Annotated in this window: 30 protein-coding genes and 1 tRNA gene; 17 read left to right on the top strand and 14 right to left on the bottom strand. The window is 37.8% G+C overall.

Annotation, left to right across the window (positions count from 1 at the left end; genetic code table 11):
• Positions 1-5 precede the first annotated feature (5 nt).
• The 6 genes from BMS_RS08400 to tilS form a co-directional block, all read right to left on the bottom strand.
• Positions 6-881 (bottom strand): trypsin-like serine peptidase, encoded by an 876-nt coding sequence (locus BMS_RS08400; protein ID WP_014244381.1) that lies wholly within the window; start codon positions 879-881, stop codon positions 6-8.
• A gap of 88 nt (positions 882-969) precedes the next feature.
• Entirely contained in the window at positions 970-1,389 is a 420-nt protein-coding gene (locus BMS_RS08405) for a hypothetical protein (RefSeq protein ID WP_014244382.1), read from the bottom strand.
• A 104-nt stretch (positions 1,390-1,493) separates the two neighbouring features.
• Positions 1,494-2,537 (bottom strand): trypsin-like serine peptidase, encoded by a 1,044-nt coding sequence (locus BMS_RS08410; protein WP_014244383.1) that lies wholly within the window; start codon positions 2,535-2,537, stop codon positions 1,494-1,496.
• Positions 2,538-2,637: 100 nt separating this feature from the next.
• Positions 2,638-3,531 (bottom strand): dihydropteroate synthase, encoded by an 894-nt coding sequence (locus BMS_RS08415; RefSeq protein WP_014244384.1) that lies wholly within the window; start codon positions 3,529-3,531, stop codon positions 2,638-2,640.
• Positions 3,479-5,416, bottom strand: coding sequence for an ATP-dependent zinc metalloprotease FtsH (gene ftsH / locus BMS_RS08420; protein ID WP_014244385.1), 1,938 nt, complete (start codon positions 5,414-5,416; stop codon positions 3,479-3,481). The genes BMS_RS08415 and ftsH overlap by 53 nt, the downstream gene beginning before the upstream one ends.
• Positions 5,417-5,576: 160 nt before the next feature.
• Positions 5,577-6,869 carry a tRNA lysidine(34) synthetase TilS gene (gene tilS / locus BMS_RS08425; RefSeq protein WP_014244386.1) on the bottom strand — a complete coding sequence of 431 codons (1,293 nt, stop codon included), beginning with the start codon at positions 6,867-6,869 and terminating at the stop codon, positions 5,577-5,579.
• 99 nt (positions 6,870-6,968) lie between these two features.
• On the opposite strand from tilS, the gene BMS_RS08430 reads away from it, so the two are divergent.
• From BMS_RS08430 to BMS_RS08450, 5 genes are all read left to right on the top strand, one after another.
• Positions 6,969-7,045 (top strand) — tRNA-Met (locus tag BMS_RS08430).
• A 587-nt stretch (positions 7,046-7,632) separates the two neighbouring features.
• Complete coding sequence (locus tag BMS_RS08435) at positions 7,633-7,968, top strand: hypothetical protein (protein WP_014244388.1); 336 nt, start codon at positions 7,633-7,635, stop codon at positions 7,966-7,968.
• The gene (locus BMS_RS08440) at positions 7,965-8,411 is read left to right on the top strand and encodes an HVO_A0114 family putative DNA-binding protein (protein WP_014244389.1); all 447 of its coding nucleotides are present in this window, start codon (positions 7,965-7,967) and stop codon (positions 8,409-8,411) included. Before BMS_RS08435 ends, BMS_RS08440 begins: the two co-directional genes overlap by 4 nt.
• A gap of 164 nt (positions 8,412-8,575) precedes the next feature.
• Positions 8,576-8,863, top strand: coding sequence for a hypothetical protein (locus BMS_RS08445; RefSeq protein ID WP_044557437.1), 288 nt, complete (start codon positions 8,576-8,578; stop codon positions 8,861-8,863).
• 166 nt (positions 8,864-9,029) lie between these two features.
• Positions 9,030-9,491 carry a hypothetical protein gene (locus BMS_RS08450; RefSeq protein ID WP_157868263.1) on the top strand — a complete coding sequence of 154 codons (462 nt, stop codon included), beginning with the start codon at positions 9,030-9,032 and terminating at the stop codon, positions 9,489-9,491.
• On the opposite strand, the gene BMS_RS08455 is transcribed toward BMS_RS08450, so the two are convergent.
• Complete coding sequence (locus BMS_RS08455; protein ID WP_014244393.1) at positions 9,488-10,390, bottom strand: NAD(P)-dependent oxidoreductase; 903 nt, start codon at positions 10,388-10,390, stop codon at positions 9,488-9,490. The genes BMS_RS08450 and BMS_RS08455 overlap by 4 nt on opposite strands.
• Positions 10,391-10,399: 9 nt before the next feature.
• Positions 10,400-10,795 carry a hypothetical protein gene (locus BMS_RS08460; RefSeq protein ID WP_014244394.1) on the bottom strand — a complete coding sequence of 132 codons (396 nt, stop codon included), beginning with the start codon at positions 10,793-10,795 and terminating at the stop codon, positions 10,400-10,402.
• 158 nt (positions 10,796-10,953) lie between these two features.
• Between BMS_RS08460 and BMS_RS08465 the strand changes: the two genes are divergently transcribed.
• Genes BMS_RS08465 through BMS_RS08475 form a run of 3 tightly spaced genes read left to right on the top strand, consistent with a single transcriptional unit; the run spans position 10,954 to position 12,537 of the window.
• Entirely contained in the window at positions 10,954-11,760 is an 807-nt protein-coding gene (locus BMS_RS08465) for a L,D-transpeptidase family protein (protein WP_014244395.1), read from the top strand.
• Between the two features lie 14 nt (positions 11,761-11,774).
• Positions 11,775-12,182 carry a hypothetical protein gene (locus tag BMS_RS08470; RefSeq protein ID WP_014244396.1) on the top strand — a complete coding sequence of 136 codons (408 nt, stop codon included), beginning with the start codon at positions 11,775-11,777 and terminating at the stop codon, positions 12,180-12,182.
• A 1-nt stretch (position 12,183) separates the two neighbouring features.
• The gene (locus BMS_RS08475) at positions 12,184-12,537 is read left to right on the top strand and encodes an ASCH domain-containing protein (protein WP_014244397.1); all 354 of its coding nucleotides are present in this window, start codon (positions 12,184-12,186) and stop codon (positions 12,535-12,537) included.
• Between the two features lie 4 nt (positions 12,538-12,541).
• On the opposite strand, the gene BMS_RS08480 is transcribed toward BMS_RS08475, so the two are convergent.
• A complete protein-coding gene (locus tag BMS_RS08480) occupies positions 12,542-13,588 on the bottom strand; it encodes an NAD(P)-dependent alcohol dehydrogenase (protein WP_014244398.1) in 1,047 nt (348 codons plus the stop codon).
• Between the two features lie 207 nt (positions 13,589-13,795).
• Between BMS_RS08480 and BMS_RS17735 the strand changes: the two genes are divergently transcribed.
• Positions 13,796-14,134: an XRE family transcriptional regulator gene (locus BMS_RS17735; protein WP_014244399.1), complete on the top strand. Its 339-nt coding sequence runs from the start codon at positions 13,796-13,798 to the stop codon at positions 14,132-14,134.
• A 1-nt stretch (position 14,135) separates the two neighbouring features.
• On the opposite strand, the gene BMS_RS08490 is transcribed toward BMS_RS17735, so the two are convergent.
• Entirely contained in the window at positions 14,136-14,867 is a 732-nt protein-coding gene (locus BMS_RS08490; protein WP_052590625.1) for an SOS response-associated peptidase family protein, read from the bottom strand.
• 84 nt (positions 14,868-14,951) lie between these two features.
• Here BMS_RS08490 and BMS_RS08495 point away from each other — a divergent pair, with 84 nt between their 5' ends.
• Positions 14,952-15,383 carry a LexA family protein gene (locus tag BMS_RS08495; protein ID WP_014244401.1) on the top strand — a complete coding sequence of 144 codons (432 nt, stop codon included), beginning with the start codon at positions 14,952-14,954 and terminating at the stop codon, positions 15,381-15,383.
• The gene (locus tag BMS_RS08500) at positions 15,380-16,648 is read left to right on the top strand and encodes a Y-family DNA polymerase (RefSeq protein WP_014244402.1); all 1,269 of its coding nucleotides are present in this window, start codon (positions 15,380-15,382) and stop codon (positions 16,646-16,648) included. Before BMS_RS08495 ends, BMS_RS08500 begins: the two co-directional genes overlap by 4 nt.
• 6 nt (positions 16,649-16,654) lie before the next feature.
• Here the strand turns inward: BMS_RS08500 and BMS_RS17925 are convergent, their stop codons facing one another.
• Entirely contained in the window at positions 16,655-16,786 is a 132-nt protein-coding gene (locus BMS_RS17925; RefSeq protein WP_269448205.1) for a hypothetical protein, read from the bottom strand.
• Positions 16,787-16,803: 17 nt separating this feature from the next.
• Complete coding sequence (locus tag BMS_RS08505) at positions 16,804-17,583, bottom strand: hypothetical protein (RefSeq protein WP_044557440.1); 780 nt, start codon at positions 17,581-17,583, stop codon at positions 16,804-16,806.
• A gap of 106 nt (positions 17,584-17,689) precedes the next feature.
• Here BMS_RS08505 and BMS_RS08510 point away from each other — a divergent pair, with 106 nt between their 5' ends.
• Genes BMS_RS08510 through BMS_RS08535 form a run of 6 tightly spaced genes read left to right on the top strand, consistent with a single transcriptional unit; the run spans position 17,690 to position 23,083 of the window.
• Positions 17,690-18,886, top strand: a complete 1,197-nt coding sequence (locus BMS_RS08510; protein WP_014244404.1) for a hypothetical protein — start codon at positions 17,690-17,692, stop codon at positions 18,884-18,886.
• Positions 18,876-19,169: a 2Fe-2S iron-sulfur cluster-binding protein gene (locus tag BMS_RS08515; protein WP_014244405.1), complete on the top strand. Its 294-nt coding sequence runs from the start codon at positions 18,876-18,878 to the stop codon at positions 19,167-19,169. The genes BMS_RS08510 and BMS_RS08515 overlap by 11 nt, the downstream gene beginning before the upstream one ends.
• A 9-nt stretch (positions 19,170-19,178) precedes the next feature.
• Positions 19,179-20,216, top strand: a complete 1,038-nt coding sequence (locus BMS_RS08520) for an aromatic ring-hydroxylating dioxygenase subunit alpha (protein WP_014244406.1) — start codon at positions 19,179-19,181, stop codon at positions 20,214-20,216.
• Positions 20,207-20,968, top strand: a complete 762-nt coding sequence (locus BMS_RS08525) for a sterol desaturase family protein (protein WP_014244407.1) — start codon at positions 20,207-20,209, stop codon at positions 20,966-20,968. Before BMS_RS08520 ends, BMS_RS08525 begins: the two co-directional genes overlap by 10 nt.
• The gene (locus tag BMS_RS08530) at positions 20,965-21,600 is read left to right on the top strand and encodes an acyltransferase (protein ID WP_044557441.1); all 636 of its coding nucleotides are present in this window, start codon (positions 20,965-20,967) and stop codon (positions 21,598-21,600) included. The genes BMS_RS08525 and BMS_RS08530 overlap by 4 nt, the downstream gene beginning before the upstream one ends.
• Entirely contained in the window at positions 21,593-23,083 is a 1,491-nt protein-coding gene (locus tag BMS_RS08535; protein ID WP_014244409.1) for a GH3 family domain-containing protein, read from the top strand. The genes BMS_RS08530 and BMS_RS08535 overlap by 8 nt, the downstream gene beginning before the upstream one ends.
• Here the strand turns inward: BMS_RS08535 and BMS_RS08540 are convergent.
• Together BMS_RS08540 and BMS_RS08545 are read right to left on the bottom strand one after the other, a co-directional pair.
• On the bottom strand, positions 23,060-24,127 hold the full coding sequence (locus BMS_RS08540; RefSeq protein ID WP_014244410.1) for an aromatic ring-hydroxylating oxygenase subunit alpha: 1,068 nt from the start codon (positions 24,125-24,127) through the stop codon (positions 23,060-23,062). The two genes, BMS_RS08535 and BMS_RS08540, sit on opposite strands and share 24 nt — an antisense overlap.
• Before the next feature lie 53 nt (positions 24,128-24,180).
• Positions 24,181-25,092: a ferritin-like domain-containing protein gene (locus BMS_RS08545; protein WP_014244411.1), complete on the bottom strand. Its 912-nt coding sequence runs from the start codon at positions 25,090-25,092 to the stop codon at positions 24,181-24,183.

Consider the following 25,092-nt stretch of genomic DNA (forward strand, 5'->3'; position numbering starts at 1 on the left):
ATTTCTTATTGGAAGAATTCGATTGAAGTTGTTCTTGTAACATCTTCTCCTCTACAACCGTCCATTGAACAGTACTCAGGAGCTTTACAGCTACGTCCATCTGGACCAGTTCTGTAAGTGTAGTCGTTGTGACCTCTAACTAGGATCCCTTCAACTTCACCAGTTCTTGCATTAAATACTGCTGAACCAGAGTTTCCACCAAAAGTGTCAAGGTTTGTAGCAAAGTACTTAGAAGGACCATTGTCTCTTACGTAAGCGTCACCAGCAACTTTAGTTGGAAGTCCTGAAGGGTGACCGATAACAAGAATTTCTTCTCCGTCATTTACTTTACCAGTTGTTCTGAAAGAAAGAGCATCTCTATCAGTTACAACTCTATCAAGCTCAACTACAGCGTAGTCATTGCTATCAAATCTATTTAATTGTCTATCAACAAGTGTCTTACAAGAGTAAACGCTTGAAGTTGCAACGTTGTGCTCAGTTTGACCAGCTTCAGAAACAGCGTAATCAAATACAAACTTAATTCCTTCACAAGCTGATTGGTTAGAAATACAGTGACCTGCTGTAACCATATATTGCTTACCTTCGTGGTTTACTAGGAAACCTGAACAGAAAGCTGCTGTTAATTGTCCGTCAAATTTTTCGTCAGAACAAACGTTTAAATTACCACCGCTAAGCTTTGACTCTCCGCTTCTCATATCTTGAACATTGTAAGACTTAACAAGTGCTGCTGTTGCCTTAGCAAGTTTTAAGTGAGTTGGGTTAGTTACTTCAAAGATATCTAATCTATTGTCATCACCATAGACTACTTTGTCTACCGATGCATTTGCGCAAAGCGCAGATAATGCAAGTGCTGCTGTCGCTGCGATCATCCTTAATTTCATAAAACCTTCCTTTTATAAATTGCCATTCAATTGGGTGAAAGCATTAAACCGAGTGAAAGACTCAATGTACACTAACAACTTCTTACATCTATTTTACAAAAGGATTGACAACGGGCGTCTTGTTCTCGCGATAAGAGAACTTCCATCGTCTACCATCAGTGTCTGACAGGAAGAAATAGTGGAGATGACCGACGTTGTGGATCTTTACTTCTTCAAGAACTTTTCCCTCATCAGTGACAAAAGTTATGCGGTAGCGGTATTTGATAAACTCAATTTTTTGAATAAGCCCTTGCAACTCTTCAAAAGAATCGGTGAAAAAATCAATAACCATAGAGCTCTTTGGGGACATGTCAGGGTCTTCAATAATGACGAGAGAGAACTCTTCACTAGTAAGTCTTACGGCCTCTCCACTAAATGAAATTTCCATATCTAATAGCTCGCTAAGAAATGAAGCTAGCGTTTTATTATCTTTTGAATGGAGCGCAATTTGTCCGATTCTTAAACTCATAACTATATTTTAAAAGAATTTAGACTGCTAGGAAAGTGGTATTGGAAAAGAAAGTAAGAAATAAAAAACGCTCTCTAAGATTAACCTAAAGAGCGCATATTGAATTAATCAACTAAGAAATCATACTCATCGTAGTCATCATACCAGTGATCAGGATCTGTCCACGGTGTATAGTTACGATAGTCAGTACTATCATTTGTGCTAGGAGTGTAAGTCGGTCCTGGCTTATCTGTTAGAAGTTCAATATTAGTGATTCTTGTAACGTCCTCACCTCTACATTCACCTTCTTCACATTCCATGACAACTCTACAACCACCATTTACATCGTCGCGTGATTCGTAAGCATAATCCGTTTCACCACGAACAAGAATACCTTCAACTAATCCAGTTCTAACGTTGATTACGGCCGAACCAGAGTTTCCACCGAAAGTATCTAAGTTTGCTTCAAAGAAGAAGTCGTGATCATTCTTTCTAATACTTCCCTTATCATCAATTATTGTTGGAAGTCCTGAAGGGTGCCCAATAACAACCATCTCATCATTAGCATCAACTTTTCCATCAACTCTAAACTCTAAAGGAGTCACACCTTCAACCTTACGATCAAGCTTTAAAACCGCGTAGTCATTCTCAGAGCTGTACTCTAGAACTTGATCAACAACCTCTACACAATTATAAACATTCTTGGCCGCTACAAATGCGCGATCATTATATTTGTCGGAGATAGTATCTGACGTAAAACCAAAGACCCATGAACTTCCTTCACAACTCTGCTTAGTTTCAACACAATGTCCTGCTGTTACAAGATATTGCTGTCCATTTTTTTCCACTAAGAAACCACTACAATTAGCAGGGTTTAGAAGTTCAGAAAATGTTTCCCCCTCACATAATCCATACTCCTCACCTAGTGGCGACTTATCGTAGATAGTCGCTGTATCAGGATAGAGGTCTCCCTCTTTTGGCATTCTGATATCAGACTTTGATATCATCGCCGCAGTGGCCTGTGACCAGCTTCTAAACTCTGCATTCGCAGACTCTTGGGCCAAGACACGGTTATCATCCCCATAAACAACTTTATCTATAAAAGCACTGGCATTAAACGCCGACAACATTAGCAAAGCAGATATTACTGCCTTTGATGAACAGGTCATATATTCTCCTATTTTTTGAATAGAGAGGTTCTACGGTACGCGTCAGAATTGCGCAAGGCGTTTTTTAAATACAATAATTAATATAGTGAAAACAGGGGAATTATTTCATTAATTGAGCGAAGTGAAAGATTTGTGGGTCATGTAACCTAATTAGGACTTCCGCCTCTGTAATATCTCTCATCCAATTTTTAAGGACTTGCCCATGGAGTAATTCACTAAAGAAGAATTGCTCACTTCGATCCTTTGAGTTAGAAAGCCCTCTAAGAAACGATTTTCTAGAAATCCCTAAGAGCCACTTCTGTGATAAATCAGTATAATTTTTAATACTCTCTAGTAACCTTAAATTCTGATCTGCTGTTTTAGAAAAACCAAAACAAGGGTCAAAGGCCACACGCTCTAGTAAACCACGTTTAGAGAACTCATCCCTAGCAGTGAGAAAGTAATTTCTAAGATCTAGCTCATCACTAAGGTAGTCCATATGAGATGAAGCTTGAGATCTTGTTGAAACTAAGGAATGTGAATAAATATAGTCAAAACTATAGTCGTTAAAAAGATTGAATAGCTCTGGATCGAGGGCACCAGATACGTCATTGAAAATAATTTTATTTCTAAGATTAGATTTAGCAACAAGGGCTGCAAACTCTCTAAAGACTTCTATCTTATAAGTGTCTAGAGATAGAACTTCATCTTCTTTGAAAGAGTTATTTCTTACTAAATCAAAGAGAATTTCTAGGCGCGAAAGTTCTTCTTCCAGAGAAATTGCATCGTTAAAAGGTGCTGTAGACTCGGCCCCAAAGTCAAAGACCTTGCAACCATACTCTCTAAATTTATCTAATTGCTTTTGAACATCTAGATGATCGTTAAAGCGACCACCATCTGAAAAAGAATTGGGAGTGAGGTTAATCACTCCCATCATTTGAAAATTTGAATATTGATCTAAATTAGACTGGAACAGCTCCGCCGTCCTTAGAAGACTCTTCGTTTGTGTCTTCATCTAATTTTACTTCTTCAGTCTTTGGAGCTTCTTCATCACTACTTGGCGTTGGCTTCTTCTTATCTGAGATAAGTGGAACACCAATATCTTTACCAGCAATAAGGGCCTCTACTTGTTTAAGATCAAGAGTTTCCCAAAGAATAAGCCCTTCAGATAGACGATCAAGTGCATCTCTATTTTCGTTAAGAATTTTAAGAGCTAACTTATAATTATCGTCGATAATTCTGTGGATCTCAGCATCGATTTCATTAGATGTCTCATCAGAGTAACCAATTGAATCTGAGCTTGGTCCACCAAATGGTGAAGCACCTGGCTTAGAGAAATTTCTAGGTCCTAATTTATCTGACATCCCCCAAGAACAAACCATGCTATGAGCAAGTTGAGTTGCTCTTTCAATATCGTTTGAAGCACCATTAGTAATCTCATTGAAAGCAATTTCTTCAGCACAACGACCACCCATTAAAAAGGCGATGAGGTTTTCAGATTTTGATCTCGTTAGATTGTGCATATCTTCACTTGGAAGAGTTTGAGTAACACCTAAAGCTCCGCCTCTTGGCATGATTGATACTTTATGAATTGGATCAGTATGAGGAAGATTAATTCCAACTAAAGTGTGACCTGCTTCATGATAAGCAGTAACACGCTTTTCCTTATCAGAGATAACCATAGACTTTCTCTCTGGCCCCATAAGAACTTTATCTTTTGCAGACTCAAAGTCACCCATTTCAAGTTTCTTCTTCCCTAGACGTGCAGCAGTTAGCGCGGCCTCATTAACTAGGTTCGCAAGATCAGCACCAGTAAATCCTGGAGTCCCTTTAGCGATAACTTCTAAATCTACTTCTTCATTTAAAGGAGTTTTTCTTGCGTGAACCTTTAAGATTCCAAGACGTCCTCTTACATCTGGAGGTCCAACCATAACTCTTCTATCGAAACGACCTGGACGCAGTAGCGCTGGATCAAGAACATCAAGTCTATTGGTTGCGGCCATGATGATAACACCTTCATTTGACTCAAACCCATCCATCTCTACAAGAAGTTGGTTAAGTGTCTGCTCACGCTCATCGTGACCACCGCCCATACCGTGTCCACGGTGGCGTCCAACGGCATCAATTTCATCAATAAAGATAATACAAGGAGCTTGCTTCTTTCCTTGCTCAAATAGGTCTCTCACTCTTGAAGCACCAACACCTACAAACATCTCAACAAAGTCAGAACCTGAAATTGAGAAGAATGGAACATCGGCTTCACCAGCAACGGCCCTTGCAAGAAGAGTTTTACCAGTACCTGGAGGACCAACGAGTAAACAACCCTTAGGGATTTTTCCACCTAGGCCTGTATACTTCTTTGGATCTTTTAAAAAGTCTACCACTTCAAAGAGCTCTTCTTTTGCTTCTTGAACACCACTAACATCGTCGAAAGTAACTTTCTTATCTTGTGAGCTAAGAAGTTTTGCTTTTGACTTACCAAAGCTCATGGCCTTTCCACCACCTGCTTGTAGCTGCTTTAAGAAGAACCAGAAAAGAACAAAGAGAATGAGCATTGGAGCCCATTGAATGAGAAGTGTTGTAAATAAGCTTCCCGATTGCTCTTTCTTATATTTAAGATTCACTCCATTATCTAGGAGGAATTTCTTTGTGTACTCGTCAGTCTTAGCTGTCACAGTGAAGTGAGAACCGTTTTCATAGCTGTCTTTATATTTACCTTTAATTGTGAGGTCACCTAGGAAAGTCACATCATCAACAAATTTCCCTTGAACTTGAGTCAAGAAAGTTGAGTAATCTACAATTTTCTCTTTATTAAGTGATTGGTTCGTGGCTTGCCAAATTAAGACCATGGCCAAGAAAAGAAAAATCCAAAGTGTCCAAGTTTTCTGTTGTTGTTTCATTATCTTCCTTAAAAGTTTTAAAATATTCTCTTCTTCTGAGATTCTTTATTTAAAGTTATGTATTTTAGTTATCTATTTACAATCATTCAAGTCATACAACTTTAAATAATTACAATTAGTGTAACAAAATAAAGCTCATGGCACATAGCAATTTAGAAAATTAAAGGTAAAATTTTAGGTTTTTGTGCGAAATATCAAGGATTTTACTCAGACTTTGAAACCATATCCCATGATCCAAACAATATTGTGTGCTTAAAGGTAAAAGCGGATGGGCCTTTTTAAGAGATTTTAGCGTCTTTTCATTAGCTACCGGTCCAAAGGCCAAGAATGGCCAAAAAGAGTCTGTTGCATAAAAGATCTTATTTCTTAAGCCACCATCAGGAATCTGCGTAGCTTTGTTATTATTCTTTAACTTATTTAATAATTCGAGATCATATTCTTTGTAGAATTTGAGCCCTTCTTCTCCCAGTAGAAAGAGACAGCCCTTAGAGCTATACCCCCTAACACCGCCAGAAAATATAAGAGGCCCTGACTTACCATTCTTACCAAGAGCGAGAAATTTATCTACTTGATCGTGTAAGCTTCCCCTACTATTTTTAGAGAGAGAGTAAATTGCTTTTAAAATCTCGGAGCGATCAACTTCAAAAGATGATTTAAAGTCTGTATTAATAAAACAGACTCCTCTTCCCTTCCAAGACTTCTTTAAAATTTTCTTCGAACTCTTCTTAGGTTTAAAAACGCTTAGCCCTAAAGTCTTGGCCAGAGAATTCGAGCGATTCACATAGTGCTTTAAATACTTTGGGTAGCGATCAGCTATGGAAGTAGTAATATTTTTTCTTATATAATTTCGATCAAAGCGCACATTATCGTTGCTATGATCTTCATACCAAGTAAGCTCTAACTTCTTAGCAAGGGTTTTAATTTGATCTTTAGTTAAGCACATAAAAGGTCTGATAAAAGATCCATTGCAAACGGGAATTCCTAGAGAAGTACTTGGTGTAGCACTTCTAAAACTTTGCATTAAACTCCACTCATATGAGTCATCAATATGCTGACCCAGGGCCATGAATGAATGAGGTGCCAATTCATTCTTAAATTCAGCATAGCGAAGCTCGCGCGCCTTCATTTCAAAATTTGTGGACAATAGATCGAGCGACACTTTTGATACCTTAAGTGGTACCTTTAATTCACGACAAAGCTCACGACAGAAATCTTCTTCTCGAATATTCTCCCTTCGAGTTCCGTGATTAATATGATGAGCACTAATTCGAGGTCCATTGAAGTTTTGCTCAATCCACTTAAGGCAATAGAGCAATGTCACAGAGTCCACTCCCCCTGAGAGCGCGACACAAATTGACTCCCCCTCAAGGTGGCCAGTGCTATTCATAAATTTATAGAGGTGGGAAAAGACACTTCGGCAATATCTCTCACGCACTGAATCTAGTGATTTCATATTTATAACTTATAGAAAAAAGGGAGAATTTTCTACAATTATCTGTTGACGGTGCTAAATTGCTCCATTAGTATGGCTCTCACTTCAAGATGAAATTGTGGCCAGGTAGCTCAGTTGGTGAGAGCGCCGGATTCATAACCCGGAGGTCGGCAGTTCAAATCTGCCTCTGGCTACCATTCATTTTGACTTCCTCCACTAAGAAAATCAGACTCAACCCTTAAAACTAACCCTATAAATACTAAAAACATAGCGATAAAGTGCCCAGATAAACGGATAGCTCAAGCATATGGTCACGATTTTCCAATCTAGAAAAATAAATTCTCTCATACTTACAAAATAATCAAAGAAGTAAGATAGAATTAAAACAAGTATTGCAATAGCAGGCAGAACAAAGGCAGCTTTTAAATCTGTCTTCAAGTTTGAAATAGCATTTTGCTGATGCTCTATATGTTTTTTTATAGTTAATATTTTAATAAAAATAACCCCCTGCTAATGCCATAACCGTATCTAATTTGAAATAAAGTTAACATTTACAACCTAGAGTTTGCTTTAAAGTTTACTAATTTGCTAGTGCTGCAATGTCTATATAACTTATGAGAATAAACTTAAGCAGTATTTATGAGCAATTTGTACTAATTAGACTTTCAACATTGAATTAAATATTTTGCTTCTATTTTCATAATCACCTGAAATTACTTTAAAAAGCTGCATATATACGAATAAGGTATATACAACTTGCGTACACATCCTCAAAAGGTTTATAATGAGAATTGGAAGAAGCCCAAAGTTACCCATTAATAGGAACTGGATAGCAACTGGCAAAGATGGAGAGACCTACCTTATAGATGTCTCCATTAAACAGACAGATGATAAAAATAAATATCCTCCAATCGGTGTAAAGTCAGTTTTTAGGGTACTTCAAATTGATAGCAATGGTGAGCAAAAGCTTGTGATTTTAATTGATAATCATAAACCTTTTGGCTTTCATGAGCATGACAAGCTCCCAGAAGTGCATGACTCAAGAGAAGAAATTCATACAGATGACTGGCAAGGAGCCTGGACTATCTTTGAGGAACGAATAAAGGAGTTACTCACATGAGTTTAGAAGTGTTAAACATTAACTTTCAAAATAAAGATGAATTCTTAAATGAAATAAACGGAGCTCTTTTCCATGGAAAAGAAGTTAAATTTCATAAAAAGGAACTGTCTTTTGACTCAATTGAAACTTTCAAAAGGGTAATGAGTCAAAATAAGTTACAAATACTGATGGCCATATCTCGCTTAAAGCCAGAGTCCGTCTACCAACTGGAAAAGAGTCTTCTCAATAGGAAATATCCTCACATTCTTAAGGATTGCAGGCAGCTTGAAAGCTTAGGCTTTATTAGATTGGTGGAAAGTAAAGGTTCAAAGAGACAACTTCGACCAGAACTGACATTTGCTTATGATATCATCAAAGTTAACTCTAAGAATCCTGAGCTCATAGAGATTTTCAACATATCTCTAAGGTCAAATCGTGTGCTCCTTGAGGCAAATGCCGGTTAATTAATAATGGAGATCTTTGAATAGCTCCTAGTACTTCTATAAATTTGGTCAAGCTGAACACTGTCAATAAATTCTACACCTCTAAAATTATTTCATTTAACCACCGCTATCTTAAGACTTATGTGAAAATAAAGACATAAACCCTAGATCTCACTGGAGCAGATATGAAGAAACTATTTCTAGCCGGATTATTACTTATTAGTTTTACTTCCGCGGCCAACACAATCTCAACTTTCTACTCCCCGGTAGTTGGAGTAAATTCTGCTAAGAAAGGAATCAAACTCTACCCAGAGCGTGCGATCGAGAATATGGAAGAGAGCTGTAGGGCCCTAAACGGAGAAATAGTTAGATATCAATGTGCTACCGAATCCAAAGAGAGCTTCAAAGTAGTTGCATGCTCTGGCATTTGTAAAATACATGCAGAGGATGAAGTAAATATCTTAATCCAATAACTAAGTACTAAGAATAAATATTCATATATCTTTACGGAGAATTTCAATGAAGACTTTTTTAGCATTTTTAATTCTAATAACCTCTTTTAGCTCAAGCGCCTATGAGCCCTCATATAGTCAGCGTCGTACTATGGCCAATTACTATAACTATAGTGAGTATAACAAGATGGCCAAGTTGCTAAAGGAAGGATACGACCCGAATGATATTATAGAGTCACCACTAGTACCTATGTCAGAAGAGTTTAGATATATTCATGGAATGTCATCTTCGAAAGTCGACTATGATATTGAAGAAGAAGTACTGGAAGTTCTAAACCTTCTTATCGAAAAAGGTGCGTATCTTGAAGCCTCCACTAAGAGTGGTGAGTTTCCAGTCTATCTTGCTTCGACTGGTAAGAAGTTGAAGATCTTACATAAAGCAGGTGCTGATATTTTTAGAAAGTTTATCGATAAAGAAGGAGTAGTCCTTCGTGCTAGAGAATACGTACGATCAGCAGAGGGACTAGATTATATGTATGAGCAGGGCTTGAAGCCTGACTGTGATTACATTCATAAGAAGTTTAGCGAAATAGAAAATAAGTGGTACAAGCACCACTACGGAGTTGGATACAAAGAGCGTTGTCGCTAATTTTGTAAGAAGACTTCTTCTACTTGCCTTAAGGTGTCGAGGTATCTCATGCGCTCGGCCCCTATGGCAAAACCACCACAATGAGGCGTCATCACAACTCTCTCATTCTGGATTGGAAAACGGCTCGGCATTGCCTCATCACTCTCTCTATCAGGATAATTAAACCAAACATCTGAACCATAACCCAAGAGGCTTTTCTCTTTAAGGGAATTAAAGAGATCTTCTTCGTTAACGATTGATCCTCTTGCAATATTGATTAAAATCTTATCTCTCATGAGGTCTAAAATACTTTTATCAATCACTCCCCTAGTCTCATCAGTTAGAGGCACACAAATAAAAATAATATCAGAACTCTCCACTAACTCAGTTAGTGAGCTAGTATTTATAACGTTCTCTTTCGTACTTCTTGAAAGTGCGCGTACCTCACAATTAAATGGAGCAACTAAATTTGCAATACACTTTCCAATCTCTCCATAGCCAAATATTCCGACTCTCTTATTAAACATCGAGTCCCATGAAGTACGATCATCAAAGTTTCTTCGAGACCACCTTCCCTCTCTAAGCTTTTGATCATATTCAACAATTCGTCCAAGCAGGGATAATCCGAGAGAGAGCGCTCTCTCAGCGACAAACTTAGCGTGGATACTAGTAGAGTGAATATTTATTCCCCTCTCATTTATAAAGTTTTCATCAAAACCATTGCGCCCAGTAAAAGGGATAAATATATCTTCTAGTTTAGCGCACTTTTCTACGACATCATTCTTAAGAGAGCCAACAATTAGAGAGTTCATCTCAGTAATTCGCTCATCTTCCACTCCATCAAGTTTGATAGCATCAAAAGAAAAGCTTCCCTCTCTATATAAATTCATTATTTTTTCTGAAAAAATTCCAACTTTCATTACTAGGACCTACTTAAAAAACTTCATAAAAAGAGAAACACCAATTCCCCACGCTCCATTTAAGATCAATGCAAAGGGAATCATAATTAAAGAAACTTCCACTCCCTTTAGAGGGAAGACAATGAGAAGGGCCACTGCACTTGGGCCAATAGCGCCAAAGATCAAACTTCTAAACCAGTGCTTTGCACCAGTATGACTAGAAATCAAACGCCAAATAATAATCCCCCACAAGCCACCAAAGAAAGAGAGAGAAATAATACTTGGTACACCAAGAGGTGGCACTGCTGTCATATTAAATGGAGCTCTAGGAACAAGACCTGCCAAATAAAAAAGTCCAAAGAGACCTTGATGAAAAACTAATGTGGATAAGAAACCTGCTGCAAATGCTTTTATATAAGTCAACATATAGATAAACCCCTTCTTCAGACTAATTTACTTCTTATAAGACTTAAGATCAATTCTTGTATAATTTTCATACCTAGTGCTGTCTAAGATTATTCTCTTAGCAATTGGTGATCCCCTTGCTACTTAGTCATTAAACATTTAACAAATAGGATTTATTAATGGCCCATCGTTTTACTCTTGCAACTTATGCAGTGGTTTTATTCGCCCTTTCAGACTCTTCTTTAGCACTCTTTTCAAATTATAGATTTGGTCTCACTCCAAAATGGATCAGACAATGTGAAAAGGCCCAGAAAAAAGAGGTCGATCACCTACTTGGCGATTTAAACGGATGTAACTCTAAAGGCTATATGGGCTACAAAGACGATCTGTCTTATTACTCAGTAATGGATGAAGACGGAACATATACATTCAATGGTATTAGGAGCGTTCACGTTGTTGTTACGGATGTAAAGCTAGATAGAAAAGCTCCTGACTACGGTTCTTGTACATCTAAAATGTGCTATAGGGCCTATGTTTATATAAATGGTGATGAGAATACTGGTAACCATATCGCAACTTGGGTCACGAGCCCAGGTAGACCATGGTACGATGGTTCAGGCGGAAACTACACACCTGAGTCTCTCTATGTTTATCAAAATAATCCAATGGAAAATCAAAATGAGAATGGATACTTCCACCTCCAACAAGATGGAGAGATGGGACTTGGTGGAGATGTAACTGATCGTATTCCAGGCTACTTTGTTATGGATCACTATAGAAATACAGAGAATGAAGATATGCCTTGGGCCACTTTCTATCACTTGGGAATTGCTTTTCACTCTTCAAAGTATGTGAGTGGAAGCATTGACTCTCACGGCTGTACACGCCTTAAGCATATAGAAGCAAAGAAGATGAATTTCTTAGCAAGACACGTAAAGAGAAACTTCACTGTTGAAACACGCTATACTGATAGAAGTCGTTTCTAGCTTGGAGAAGAAAATTGAAAGAGCCAAATATATCTATAGAGCTACGTGAATTAATGCAAAAGTATGAGGATCAATATCCTCATGGAATGATTTGCACAGGAGTACATGCTCCGACAACTCCCCACAAAACTGTCCATACAACTTTTGGAGGTTTTAATTCCCGTGACGTTCTTGAAAGCTCACTTGCCAATCCCCAGGCCATAGATAATTTTCTAGAATTGATAAAAGTATTTTCTAATAAAGAAATCATTCAAGTCATGAATAAACTTATTCTTGAAGACAGAGTGCCTAAATCACTTATTCAAAGTGAAACGCTAGATAGCCTCATTATGCACGATCTTCTACAGGTAGAAGAAGAGGAAGTCCTCATTACAGGTAAAGGGCGAATCTTCATGCTAAGTATCTTCTCCATTGTGAGTTAAAATGAAGAAGTACCCTGCGATCTCTATCGTCTCACCTAATGGAGAAAATATTGCCAGAGGAATCAAGACTATTGAAGTTAGATCATGGAAACCAACAATTGATCTAAATACTGATCTCGTCATTGTTGAGAATGAAATCTTTCTTCGAGGTCTTGGTCAAACAGATCCAAATGCAAGGGCTGTCGCCATCGTAAAGATTAGGAATATTAGAGAATTTACTGAAGACGATATTCAAGCGGCCTGTGCCTCATATTGGCAAGAGGGATATTACTCTTGGGAGCTCTATGATATCCGCCCCCTTAGCACTAAACCAAAGGTTATGGCCAAGAGAGGGATATACGAGGTCTCAATCTAAATTCTTAGAGATTAAGTGAATTCATATCAATAACATAACGGTGTGCTGGATTACTCTTTTGTAAACTCTCCCACGCCTTATTAATTTCCAAAGCAGTGATGGTCTCAACTTCAGGAAGGATTCCATGTTCTGCACAGAAGTCCAAGACTTCTTGAGTTTCTTTAACTCCTCCAATAAGAGAGCCTGAAATTCTTCTTCTTCCAAAGATCAGAGGTAGAGTCTGAGGCTCTTCCATTGCACCAATTTGCCCAACAACAACTAGAGAGCCATCAATATCTAAAAGAGGTGTATAGATATTGAAGTCATGCTTTACAGGAACTGTATCTAAAATAAAATCAAAGCTATTTGAGGCCTTCTCCATTGCAGAGGCATCTGTTGAGACAAGTATTCCTTTTGCTCCAATTGCCTTTGCACTCTCAAGCTTATCCTTTGACCTTGTGATTACTGTTACCTCAGCACCCATGGCCACTGCAAGCTTTACTCCCATGTGTCCAAGTCCACCAAGACCAATAACTCCCACTCTTGTTCCCTTAGTCACATTCCACTTCTTTAGTGGCGAGTACGTTGTAATTCCTGCACATAGAATTGGAGCGGCCTTAGAGATATCTAACTGCTTTGGAACGTTTACAACAAACTCTTCTCTTACAACGATATGCTTGGAGTAACCACCTTGAGTGATGCTTCCATCGACTCTATCCTTTGAACCGTAGGTCGCAGTAAAGCCATTACTACAGAATTGCTCTTCATGGCCCTTACACTGCTTACACTCTTGGCAACTATCTACCATACAGCCAACACCAACGTGATCACCAACTTTAAAAGTCTTCACATCAGCGCCAACTCCAACAACTTTTCCTATAATTTCATGCCCAGGAATGAGCGGATAAGGCTGCTCTCCCCAGTCACCATTTATTGTGTGTAAGTCAGAATGACAAATTCCACTAAATAGGATTTCAATACTGACATCATTTGAGCGCAGCTCTCTTCTTTCAAAATGGTATGGAACTAACTCTTCACTCACTCCGTGAGCAGCGTAGCCGATTGTCTTCATGCTATCTCCTTTCTTTTAATTTCTTATTTCCCTCACTATACACCCTCCACAAAATATTGCAGGGTTTTCTTATTCTTGTCTGGCCTTGCCATTCAACTTTTACGTCCATTCTTTAAATTTTCACTCGACTCAAAATTATCTATTCCCTTACTTTAGTAAGTTGCCATATTTGGCAACAGATGATATAATGACCGATGAAAGACTCTTATGTTGGCGTTATCAATGCATATAGAAGGAGTTAAGATGGTCATCCCTAAAGAGAAAGAATTAAAAAGTATTTCTAAGAAACTCACTCGCACCCAAGGGACATTGATGCTCCCAAATAACCCTACTCCACTTGAAAAATTTAGATGGGATATTTGCCAGATGTTTTTGAAGTACAAAATCGAGCACAACTTAACTCAAAAAGAATTGGCCGAAAGGATTGGCATAGATAAAGCGAAGATGAGTAAGATTTTAAGACATAGGATAGATGAGTTTTCAACAGATAGACTGATTAAACTTTTCTTTATAGTTGAACCAAACTTAACTTTAGAGGTTTGCTAATCTAACCTGCCCACTCGTATTCATAATGTGGGCGGTGTGCTTTTCCAAGAATTTGATAAATCTCTTCTCTTGATTTTCTCTCTGGGCTTAGCCAAGCATCTATCATATTCTCTTCAAGAAATATTGGACAACGGTCGTGTCCCATTTGCTCTATTTCTTTAGGGGGATCATCTGTGATAAGGGCAAAAGAATGAAAGAAAATATTCTTATCTTCACTCTGCCAAAAATCGTAGAGGCAAGGTGCCCACATGATTTCATAATCCTCTGGCGAGAAGTTGATTAATCTCTTATCTCCTTTATCACTTACCCACTCAAAGAATTTGATAAAGGGAAAGAGTCCGTGACTTCTCATGAAAAGTCCTTCCCAAGTTTTCCTCTTCTCTAGGGAGTCAACTCTTGCATTGAAGACATTGTACTTAGAAGGAATCTCCTCCTTACTGTGTGCTGGTCGAACACGGTAGCGCATGGGTCTAATCACTCGTTTATTATTTTCTAAAACGATCACCGGTGCAAATACTCCAGGATAAACTCTTCCATCGTCTTCAGGTGTTTTAAATAACTCTCCCTTGGGCACTCTCTTTAATCCCATCACTTTTTTGAACTCATCTGGCCCTAGAGCGTTTGCATACTCTCTCATATTCTTTAATTGATGGAAGGCGGCCACATCGATTTGGGAGTGAAATCTTGCAGCAAGATTCTTTATATTTTTATCAATTTGAACGCTAAAGCACATCTTTAAGTCTCCGAATTCATAGGAATTAATTACCTAACGCGTCACAGAGTTACGCATAACTTACGCACGTGTATAATAGAGCTTGTGAATATTATCCAAGTTTTTAAACCTAAATTCAATGAACAGCAAAAAGGCCTCCCCCTTTACTGTGGAGAGCTCTCCTGTGGCCTCTTTGGAATTAGTGACGACTTTGTCGAGAGCTATCTCTCCTTGGATGAGCTCTTTATGCGCAACCGAGAGTCAACTTTCTTTGTGCGCGCAAGCGGGGACTCCATGCTTCCTGAGATAAAGAATGGAGATATTCTCATAGTGGATCGATCCTATAAGGTTTTGGATCAATCCATTGTCGCCGTTTTTCACAATGGCAATCCACTATGTAAGAAGTTTTTGCAAAGAGAGAATCATATTCTCCTTCGATCACTTAATAAGAAGTACTCAGATATCCAAATTTGTGATGATGACGAGCTTCAGGTTTTTGGAGTTGTGATCGGAGTGGCAAGGGACTTTAGAAAATGAAAGAGCTCTCCTTTGCTCTTATCGATTGCAATTCTTTCTACTGCTCCTGCGAGCGCATCTTTCGCCCGGAGCTAGAGGGTAGGCCAGTGATTGTTCTCTCCAATAATGATGGTTGTGCCATTGCCAGAACTCCTGAAGCCAAGGCACTTGGAATAAAAATGGGAGACCCCTTTTTTAAAATAAAGAAGTTCTGCGAAGAAAATGAAGTTAGTGTATTTTCTTCCAATTTTGCTCTCTATACAAATATCTCCTCCAGAGTGATGAATACGATCATCAAAGAGTGCGCCAAGGTTCAAGTCTATTCTGTAGATGAAGCCTTTGCCGACTTTTCAGGAATAGAGAATAAGAGGGAGTTTGGCCTTCACTTAAAGACAATCATTAAAGAGAATATTGGTATTCCAGTTGGAGTAGGCATTGGCCCAACTAAGGTTCTGGCAAAGCTTGCTAATCATATTGCAAAGAAGTCTACTAAAGCAGGGGGCGTTGTAGATTTAAGTGAGCAGAAGTGGCAAGATGTCGCTCTCAAGATGACTCCTATTGAAGATGTTTGGGGCATTGGACGGGCCAGTGCAAGCAAACTCTCCTCTCTAGGAATACGCAGTGCCTATGATTTTAAAGTCTTCAAGGATGAAAAACTAATTAAGCGTGTCTTTACCAAGGTAGGACTTCAGATAAAGCATGAGTTGATGGGTATTCCATGCTTTGACTTTGAAATGGATATTGCAGCTAAAAAAGAGATTATGTGCTCTCGAACTTTTGGCAATAATTTGCAAACACTCAAAGATCTAAAAGAGTCTATGGCAAATTATATTAGTAGTGCAGCTCAAAAAATGAGAGGACAAAATTCCATGTGCACAGAGCTCTCTATCTTTGCGCGAACAAATCCCCACACTAACGCCCCTCAATTCTATCTCTATCAACGAGCCAAACTTGTAAATCCAACGAGTGATACGAGAAAGCTTATTGCCGAGGCCTTTGAACTCTTAGAGAGAAGCTTTAAAGAGGGTTATCAGTACCGAAAAGCAGGAGTAAAACTATCTAATTTTCACTCTAGCGATGAACTTCAAATTGATCTCTTCTCTCCCGCAGACTCTCTACTAGATATTAAACTCATGAATACTATTGATCATATCAATTCACTAGAGGGAGATGGAGCAATTAAGCTTGGGGCCTGTGGTATTAGCGATAGAGCGTGGCGAATGAATCGAGAGTATAAGTCTCCTCGCTACACAACTTCATGGGATGAGCTTCCTAAATTTATGTAGGAGAGCCTATTGCTCTTCTGTCGTAATATCTACAGCAGGTGAAGGGCGGTACTTATAATAGGCACTAATGCCAAAGAGGATGATTGTTATTCCCACTAAGAATTTAAGAATTAATTTTAGAGTTTCATTAGTGTCCATAACAACCTTTAATCAACTTATAAAACAGAAAGAAATGCGTTCATACTAGTATGACAGCTCATCTCTTTTCTAGAAAGATTATATTCAAAATTATACTTCTCTCTTTCAAATCTAACTGCCCATAGGAAATTTTCTCTCTTCTCTAAAGACTTCTCTAAAATATCTTTTATAAAATATAACTTTCTTCTATCGTATTGCCATTGTTCTTGTGAGAGAGGCACATATTGGTCACTAAAGTTAGTTATATCAGTGAAGCTTTCAAAGTGCTTATAAGTCTCACCCATCCAGAGAAGATTCTTCCTATAGCTTTCGCTCAAAAGAAAGCGCTGATCATCATCTATGAGAAGCGTATTAGATACATCTTGAGTAACCAAGCGAATATCTTTCTTAAACCTCTTAGAAAAAGATAGCCCTTCATCAGAGGAGACTTTAGTGAGGTCCTCATAGCTCAAAACCCTATAGGCCAAGTCAAAAGCATTACCGTGTCGGGTCTTAATTTTCTTTAAGAGCTCACTATTTCTGGAAAACTTTCCGCCGCTAAAGAAGCTCACTCTTATGCCTTGCTTACTAAAGAGAAAATCTAGAAGCTCTACCGCACCATCTCCAAGACGATAGATCTCATCTCCCACATGAATATAATTAGAATCATCTCCAACCACTGCATCCACTTGCTTAACAAGAGTCCAATCTAAATCAAAGATTATATCAATCTGAGAATTCACGCTGGAAGGAGCTCTTAGAGATAGAGAACAACTATAGAGAAGAGCAATAAATAGTATAGAAGTAAATCTAAGCATCAATATATTTTCGGTAATTTAGTCTATATCTTGAGATCAATTATCCGACAAAAACAATAAAGTTTTCTTAAAAAAGAGACGATAAGAGTAAAAAGGAAACATTTAAATGAGAAAGAAGCTCTATCAAAGAGAACACAATACCTTGGCCGAGGATAAACTCACGGTCAAAAAACTTGAGTTCAATCATAGAAAGAATAAAGAACAGGATCACACTGAGCTACTAGATAGTAGCGCAAAGAGTTTTAATTATCAGGACTGCAAAGGTGAGTACTGGAACCCAGAGAAATTCTCTCTACTCTATGGCACTCCCCTGTGGGATCAGGCCAGTGCAAATGAGAGGGTTCTTCTCAATCAAATATACTGGGTGGCCTATTACGCGCAAATTATTTCAGCAGAAATAGCAACAATCTTCTTTAATCAAACTGCGGCAGCAGGACTCTTTGGACTCGAAGACTTTAGACTTGTTTGTGAAACCTTAGATTTTGAATCTATGCAGGAGAGGGCCCATATCGATGCCTTCAAAGTTATAGGAGAACAATTTGAAGAGGAAGTCTTTGGAGAGAGAATATTTACTTATCCAATGAGGCCATATTTCTATGAAACAATGATTTTTCAAAAGACAAATATGATCAAGAAATTTTGGAAATCAATTCAGCTTAGAAGTTATTCCCTACTCTCTTCAGGTAATGCCTTTATAGGCTGCCAATACTTAACAGTAAGAGGACTTAGAACACTTAATGGTAAAATTGTTCAACACCAATTGAGTAAATACTATACAGACCATGAAGACAAAGAGAATGCACCAATTCCCTCTAAGGTGAGTTACTATCACTTTATGGATGAATCCTATCATTTCAATAGTTCAAATATAATTGGTAGCGATATCATTAAGAATTTAAAAAAGCCTACCGCCTTTGAGAGTTTCATTGCCAATCTAGGAATCAAAGGAACTCTTAAAGACCACTCAAACTTTAATATTAGTGTGAATGGGATTTTTTGGTATGAACCAGCAATTTTTGAAACTCTTTTAAAACTACTTACTACAAAAGTCTTTGGTATGAGTGAGAAAGATGCCATTCATATTCTTAAGGAGTGCTTCACTAAAGAGAACCAAGGAATTGTAGAAGCTTTTGAGACCCATCAAACGGCACTTGAGAGTTATAGAAATTACCTCTCCAATATAGAGTATGTTTCAAAGTCTAATAAGAATGGAGGCGCCATGAATAAGACCTCTATTGAGAATTACCTAACTGAAAATAGAAGGCAATTCTTTGAATTTGAGAGGAAGAAAAATGTCGCTTAATAAAGTAGAGATCGATGGACAGGCAAACTCTGTCGAAGTAGAGGACGGCAAGCACTTGAGTGAAGTACTTGATGCTACCAACTCACCTATCCTCTTTGGTTGTAGAACGGGAATTTGTGGGACTTGTCTAATTCAAGTGCAAGAGGGAATGGAAAATACTTCTGCTCCCTGTGAAGATGAGCGAGAGTTCTTAGAGATTGTGGCCGAAGGTGACTCGACAATGAGACTTGCCTGCAAAGTAAAAACAAGCGGCAATATAAAAATCAAATATATTGGAAAGTAGGATTATAGTTTGGAAAGTGAGAAGAAAATTAACTTTAAGAATTTTTGGTATATCGCCTGCGAATCAAAAGAGCTTGGAAAAAATCAAGTACTAGCTAGAACAATTCTAGATGAATGGATAGCTCTTTTTAGAGGAGATGACGGCGCACCAGTGGCGCTGCAAGACCGCTGTATCCATAGAAATAGTCAGCTCTCAAAGGGCTGGGTAAAAGATGGACAACTACAATGTAGTTATCATGGTTGGACATTTGATAAAGTTGGTAAATTAACAGGAATCCCATCTGAGGGTCCCAATCAAAAAAAAGTAGGATCTCGCTGTGCTAAGTCCTATGAGTGTATAGAGCAAGATGGATTTATATTCATCCGATTAGAGAAGAATGAAAACCTCGACATTCCACCCCACAGAATGCCTCACTATGGAGAGAAAGGCTGGCAGACGGTCAGACTTTTCAATGTCTTTAAAAATAGCGTTATTAACTGCGCAGAAAATTACATTGATGTCCCTCACACGGTATTTGTTCACGACAAAATATTTAGAGACGCACTAGATGAAAAGGTCACAACAAAAGTGCAAAGAAAAGACGGTGCAGTTCATATTGAATATATTGGAGAAACGGATAATCTAGGTTGGTTCTCTTGGTTTTTAAATCCTAAGAAAGAGCCAATTACTCACATAGATCACTACTACATGCCAAATATAACTTCAGTACAATACATCTTTGGAAAGAAAGAATTTTGGATCACAAGCCAATGTATTCCAATTAATGATGAATTAACTTGGGTATGGACAGATTTAACTTATAAGTTTGGCCCTATTGGAGTTTTAGCAAAGCCTATTGTCGCCTTTCAAGGGCAGAAAGTAATAGAACAAGATATCGTGGCCCTTGATAATCAAATGGAAGTCATCAAGAAATATGGAGAGAACTTCTCAAACGCTACAGCAGATATTATCCATGTCTTTATTGAGTCCATTTACAATGCCATAAAAGAGGGAAAAGACCCTAGAGAGTTGGCGGAAAAGAATAATGAGGTTACCTTTTGGATATAAAGTGGTGGATTGAGCTCAGCATTTTTTCTTCATTAGTCCTCTTCACCGCTTATGATAGTGAGAGAAGGGAGAGATTGTTAAAGAAGAAATTCGATGACTGGTTTTGCGATCTAATCAATTTAACAATCCAAGGAACCATTGTTCCCTTAATTCAAGTATACTTTATCGTTAAAGTACTAAAGCTCACACTTCCAAACTTTGAAAGCACATGGCAAATAGGTATCACTGGTGCCATATTCTTAAATTTAATAATTGTAGACTATGTCTATTATCTCACTCACAAAGCTCTACACAAAGATCGCTGGTGGGGCCTCCATCTACTCCACCACTCAGTTACTGACTTTGATATCTTTGCTAGTGCTAGAAATACAATTTGGACTACGTTTATATTTCCTTATGTATGGCTAAATTCAATATTCTACTTCTTTATTGATAATAAGAAAGCTTATCTTGTGTGTGCATCAATTACAGCGATGCTAGATCTGTGGAGGCATTCTAAGTTAGCTCCAAAAATAAAGGGGCCTATCTTTAATTTCCTCTCGCTAATTCTTATTACTCCCCATGAACATAGTTGGCATCACTCTAAAGGAGTCTCAAAGAAGAACTTTGGCGCGAACCTATGTATTTGGGATAAGCTTCACGGAACCTATCACAATAATCCACGCTTTCCTAAAGAGATGGGTTATCCAATAAAATCGGACTTAAAAACTAAGCTTCTAAATCCTTTTAAGCTAAAGAGAGAAAATTCATGACTATGTGGAGTAGAATATTCGCACTCTTTCCCCTCTGTCATATGGCCATTATCTTGGGCTCTATTTATTACTTTGTCCTATGCCCAAGCTTCTTTGCCCCAGCACTGGTTTTTAGTGCTATCTACTTATTCCCTCTTCTATGCTTTAGAGTTCTTAATTTCATCACTCCAATAGAAGAAGGTGTAAGTGATATATTAAATGATCGCTTTTCGCCGTGGTGGGCCTCACACCAGATTCAGACACTCTTTATTGCAGTGCCTTCACTAGAGGCCATTCTAAAAATAATACCTGGGGCCTTTTCACTTTGGCTCCGAATGTGGGGCTCAAAAGTAGGAAGAGGTATCTACTGGACACCCGGTTCGTGTCACTACGATAGAAACCTACTTGAAATTGAAGATGGTGTCATTTTTGGGGAGAGATCCACAACTGTTTGCCATGTCATCACTCCTAAAGATGGAAAAGGACTCCTTAGAATTAAGAAAATTAAAATTGGAAAGAGGGCCTTTATTGGAGCAGGCAGTGTCCTAAGTCCAGGAGTTGAAGTTGATGAAGCAGTCATGATTAGAGCGGGAAGTGAGATCTATCCAATGAGAAGAGTGACTAAAGACGGGGAAGTTAAAATTAATGATTAGATCTTTTCTAAGTTCACTCTTTCAATATCTCTATATATTACTCTTTAGTAGTAAGTACGAAAATTTTCTTAAGTCATTAAAAAATCCAAAAGAAACACAATTAAATACTCTAGAAGATATTCTTGAAATTTATAATCACTCTCCTATTTCTAAAGACTGTAAAGTTAAAACTCTAGAAGAGTTTAAAGCTCTTCCCATTAGAGATTATAACGAAATGGAAAGTGAGATTAAAAATAATCTTCTCTACCCAAGGCCATTTACAAAGTTTGAAAAGACTTCAGGTAGTTCAGGCAAGAATAAAATGATTCCCTATCCTGAGTCACTACTTAGAAGTTTTAGAAATTTATTTATCATATGGTCAATTGATATACTTAAGAATATAAAATTTAAGACTCTGGTGTTCTACTTCTCCATCTCTCCGCAGTTTAAAGAAAGTCCAGACGATGGGGCCATGAGTACAGATAGAGAGTATCTTGGAGCATTTCTAAGTACAATTGGTCACTCCTTCTTTATAGAAATTCCAAATCTAGAGAGAGTTAAAGACTCTTTAGAATTTAAAATGTTACTCTCCCTCCATCTCATATCAAATAGAAAACTAGAGATTATCTCTATATGGTCTCCAAGTTTTATGACAGAACTATGGTCATTTATTCTAGAGAATCAAGATGAGATCTCTCGCGCACTATCTAAAGGTAAGTACGAATCGTGGAGCTTTACTCCTATACAATTAAAAGAATTCTCTCCTAAAAGTTGCTTTCCAAGTCTTAAGTTTATTTCTACATGGGGAAGTCAAAATGCAATCTATCACTATGATAAATTGAAGACCATATTTAAAGATATTACCATTCAAAAGAAGGGCCTATTAGCGACAGAGGCCCCTATTACAATCCCAATTTTTGAAGCAAAGGGATTTACTCCCCTATTAAATGAAGTATTCATGGAGTTTAGAACAAAGGAAGGTCATGTCTTTAACCTTTGGGAGATTGAAAAAGGAGAAGTCTATGAAATCATCATCTCTCAAAAGGGTGGTCTTTACAGATACTGCTTGAAAGATCTCGTCATAGTCACTCACTTCTATAAGAAAACTCCCTGCATAGACTTTTATGGACGAAGAGATGCCCTAAGTGATCTTGTAGGTGAGAAACTTCATGAGCTAGATATAAGAGATGCCTTTAAAGGAACAAGCGCACAATTTGCAATCCCAGATCAAAGAGATTCTCGCTATATAATAATCAGCGAAGAAATACTCACACAAACGGAGTTACAAAGAATAGAAAAGAGGCTTAGAGAGAATTACCACTATAATAACGCTAGAGAACTAGATCAGCTAAAACCTCTAAAAAGTATTTCTATTCAAAACGGTGAGAAGAAACTAAGTGAGTATATGGAAAATATAAGAGGGATAAAAAAAGGTGATCAAAAGCTTGGACAACTCCTCTACCGTGAGAGCGACGGAAAGTTACTCGCCGCTCTTAGTTTGTGACCATATAGAATCTTCTAATTTATTTAAATAACCAATATATTTAACAACTGGTGCATCCAGCTTTAAAAAAGAAGTAGAATTGAATCTAATATTCTCATAGACCATACCATCTTCTCCCTGAAGCATTTTAAAAAACCTCTTTGTCATAAAGAGTTTTAAGAAATTAGAAAAGGGAGCAAATAGCCCAGTGGATCTCTTATTTACAAATATAGGTCTAACCAATATTCTCCCTTCCTCTATTAAAGAGTATGCGAAGATCATTTTAAGCTCAGGCAAAGTAAAGCGGTTAAAGAGCTTCGCTCCCTTGAGCATCGTAAGCGCGGCCAAACAGCCATCTGCGTATTTCATAGAATAAGAATACTCTTCTCCAAGTAAGAACTTCCCCATTCTCTCCTGTAGAGTTGCAGTAGGGAATTTTCCACTTAATGTGAACTCAATATGATTGCTCTTAGTCTCATCGATATCAATATCCATATCGATACTTATATTGTGAACTGTTCTAAGGTGTTGTGGGTCAATTCCATTGATCATAGTAATATGATAGTGACAACTTCTCTCGTAGGTCTTATCAAAGCTATAGATGAGATCACAATTTTCTAAGCCTGGTATATCTAGGACTTCTTCATCTGTTTGTGATTCAGGCCAAACCCAGATATGGCCATATTTCTCTCTTGTAGCATAGCTATTAAATTTTAAATTCTTTGGTGGATCTTCACCGCACGGGATGTGCACACACTTGGCCTCTTTATCGAATTGCCAGTGGTGGAAGAAGCATTGTAGTTTTTCATCTACAACTTTTCCAATTGCTAAATCAACACCCATATGTGGACAAAATCCATCTGTGCATGCAACACCATCTTTGGTTCTCCAAAGAACTAATTTTTGTCCATTTAAGTCTATGCTTAGAACTTTATCTTTACCAAGGTCTTTAGACCGGCATGCGATATACCAACCCTTAGTAACGACATTCCAATTATTAAAAATTCTATGCTTTCTCATGGGTTGAGTTCTTGTGTTGAACTCACTTGTTAATTTCTTAGTCATAATTAATTTTAACTCTAAGTGAATACCTAGAGTAAGAGGAAAAATTGACTCTTCTAGGCAATTGATAGCATTTGATCAATATCAAAGCTCTTAAGCTTACCAGAACTCTCCATTTCTCCTAAGAGTGTATGAGCACCTGATTTCTTCATTAGTGCAGATAATTGATCAAGCTTTCTTTGTGTTGTCTCCATGGCATTCATTTGAGAGAGAATATCTCTCTTATTAGATCTAGAAAGAGAATCAACTGATGAAATTAGTCTTGAGTAAACACTCAGTGGACCACACTGAACCATAGAGAAGAAAGTTTCTAGAGATACTCTCACATACTCTAGGTCTTCACGTGATAATTCACTTTCATTAAAAAGAATTAATCCACTTCCGTGATGAGAAGCTTCATCAGCAAGAATCGATGAGAGATCTTCCTTTAATGAATCATTTAGACAACTCTTTGCCATAGTATTGTAGTGATCCATCCCCCATCCTTCTAGGAGAACTTGAATCATAAAAACCAGAGACTTCTTAGGTGCAGTCTCAATCATTTGCGCCAAGAGCTGCAGGAATGGATTACACTCAGGCGTTAGATTTGTATTATTGATATATTTTGAGACAAGCTGAAAGTGCCTCGCCTCATCTCCAGTAAAAGTTCCATAGAGAAGTCTCTCTTCTAAGTTCTCACTTAAAAGAGTCATCTTAGCTCCATAGGCAATACCGGACTTTTCAATATGATATGCTTCTTCTACTCGGTCACTAGAGTTTTGAGTAAGTAAGAGACTTTGCTCTTCGATTGATAAATTTTTAAATACTTCTACATTTTGTAAGTCAAAGGCCTCTTCGTCCCAGAATACACCAGTAGTAAGAAACTCGCCTCTTTGCTTATAGCGAGTTTTCAATATCCTCTTCAAAGATTCATTACTTCTTTGGTGAAGATTATTCATATAAACTGATACATCTAGACTCTTGCTCAT

Origin of the sequence: Halobacteriovorax marinus SJ (genome assembly GCF_000210915.2) — a bacterium.
GTDB lineage: Bacteria > Bdellovibrionota > Bacteriovoracia > Bacteriovoracales > Bacteriovoracaceae > Halobacteriovorax > Halobacteriovorax marinus.

Bases quoted from the DNA above. Each gene is read 5' to 3' on its own strand.
- BMS_RS08400 (WP_014244381.1), bottom strand. From the start codon at position 881: ATGAAATTAAGGATGATCGCAGCGACAGCAGCACTTGCATTATCTGCG.
- BMS_RS08405 (WP_014244382.1), bottom strand. From the start codon at position 1,389: ATGAGTTTAAGAATCGGACAAATTGCGCTCCATTCAAAAGATAATAAA.
- BMS_RS08410 (WP_014244383.1), bottom strand. From the start codon at position 2,537: ATGACCTGTTCATCAAAGGCAGTAATATCTGCTTTGCTAATGTTGTCG.
- BMS_RS08415 (WP_014244384.1), bottom strand. From the start codon at position 3,531: ATGAAGACACAAACGAAGAGTCTTCTAAGGACGGCGGAGCTGTTCCAG.
- ftsH (WP_014244385.1), bottom strand. From the start codon at position 5,416: ATGAAACAACAACAGAAAACTTGGACACTTTGGATTTTTCTTTTCTTG.
- tilS (WP_014244386.1), bottom strand. From the start codon at position 6,869: ATGAAATCACTAGATTCAGTGCGTGAGAGATATTGCCGAAGTGTCTTT.
- BMS_RS08435 (WP_014244388.1), top strand. From the start codon at position 7,633: ATGAGAATTGGAAGAAGCCCAAAGTTACCCATTAATAGGAACTGGATA.
- BMS_RS08440 (WP_014244389.1), top strand. From the start codon at position 7,965: ATGAGTTTAGAAGTGTTAAACATTAACTTTCAAAATAAAGATGAATTC.
- BMS_RS08445 (WP_044557437.1), top strand. From the start codon at position 8,576: ATGAAGAAACTATTTCTAGCCGGATTATTACTTATTAGTTTTACTTCC.
- BMS_RS08450 (WP_157868263.1), top strand. From the start codon at position 9,030: ATGGCCAAGTTGCTAAAGGAAGGATACGACCCGAATGATATTATAGAG.
- BMS_RS08455 (WP_014244393.1), bottom strand. From the start codon at position 10,390: ATGAAAGTTGGAATTTTTTCAGAAAAAATAATGAATTTATATAGAGAG.
- BMS_RS08460 (WP_014244394.1), bottom strand. From the start codon at position 10,795: ATGTTGACTTATATAAAAGCATTTGCAGCAGGTTTCTTATCCACATTA.
- BMS_RS08465 (WP_014244395.1), top strand. From the start codon at position 10,954: ATGGCCCATCGTTTTACTCTTGCAACTTATGCAGTGGTTTTATTCGCC.
- BMS_RS08475 (WP_014244397.1), top strand. From the start codon at position 12,184: ATGAAGAAGTACCCTGCGATCTCTATCGTCTCACCTAATGGAGAAAAT.
- BMS_RS08480 (WP_014244398.1), bottom strand. From the start codon at position 13,588: ATGAAGACAATCGGCTACGCTGCTCACGGAGTGAGTGAAGAGTTAGTT.
- BMS_RS17735 (WP_014244399.1), top strand. From the start codon at position 13,796: ATGTTGGCGTTATCAATGCATATAGAAGGAGTTAAGATGGTCATCCCT.
- BMS_RS08490 (WP_052590625.1), bottom strand. From the start codon at position 14,867: ATGTGCTTTAGCGTTCAAATTGATAAAAATATAAAGAATCTTGCTGCA.
- BMS_RS08500 (WP_014244402.1), top strand. From the start codon at position 15,380: ATGAAAGAGCTCTCCTTTGCTCTTATCGATTGCAATTCTTTCTACTGC.
- BMS_RS17925 (WP_269448205.1), bottom strand. From the start codon at position 16,786: ATGGACACTAATGAAACTCTAAAATTAATTCTTAAATTCTTAGTGGGA.
- BMS_RS08505 (WP_044557440.1), bottom strand. From the start codon at position 17,583: ATGCTTAGATTTACTTCTATACTATTTATTGCTCTTCTCTATAGTTGT.
- BMS_RS08510 (WP_014244404.1), top strand. From the start codon at position 17,690: ATGAGAAAGAAGCTCTATCAAAGAGAACACAATACCTTGGCCGAGGAT.
- BMS_RS08515 (WP_014244405.1), top strand. From the start codon at position 18,876: ATGTCGCTTAATAAAGTAGAGATCGATGGACAGGCAAACTCTGTCGAA.
- BMS_RS08530 (WP_044557441.1), top strand. From the start codon at position 20,965: ATGACTATGTGGAGTAGAATATTCGCACTCTTTCCCCTCTGTCATATG.
- BMS_RS08535 (WP_014244409.1), top strand. From the start codon at position 21,593: ATGATTAGATCTTTTCTAAGTTCACTCTTTCAATATCTCTATATATTA.
- BMS_RS08540 (WP_014244410.1), bottom strand. From the start codon at position 24,127: ATGACTAAGAAATTAACAAGTGAGTTCAACACAAGAACTCAACCCATG.
- BMS_RS08545 (WP_014244411.1), bottom strand. From the start codon at position 25,092: ATGAGCAAGAGTCTAGATGTATCAGTTTATATGAATAATCTTCACCAA.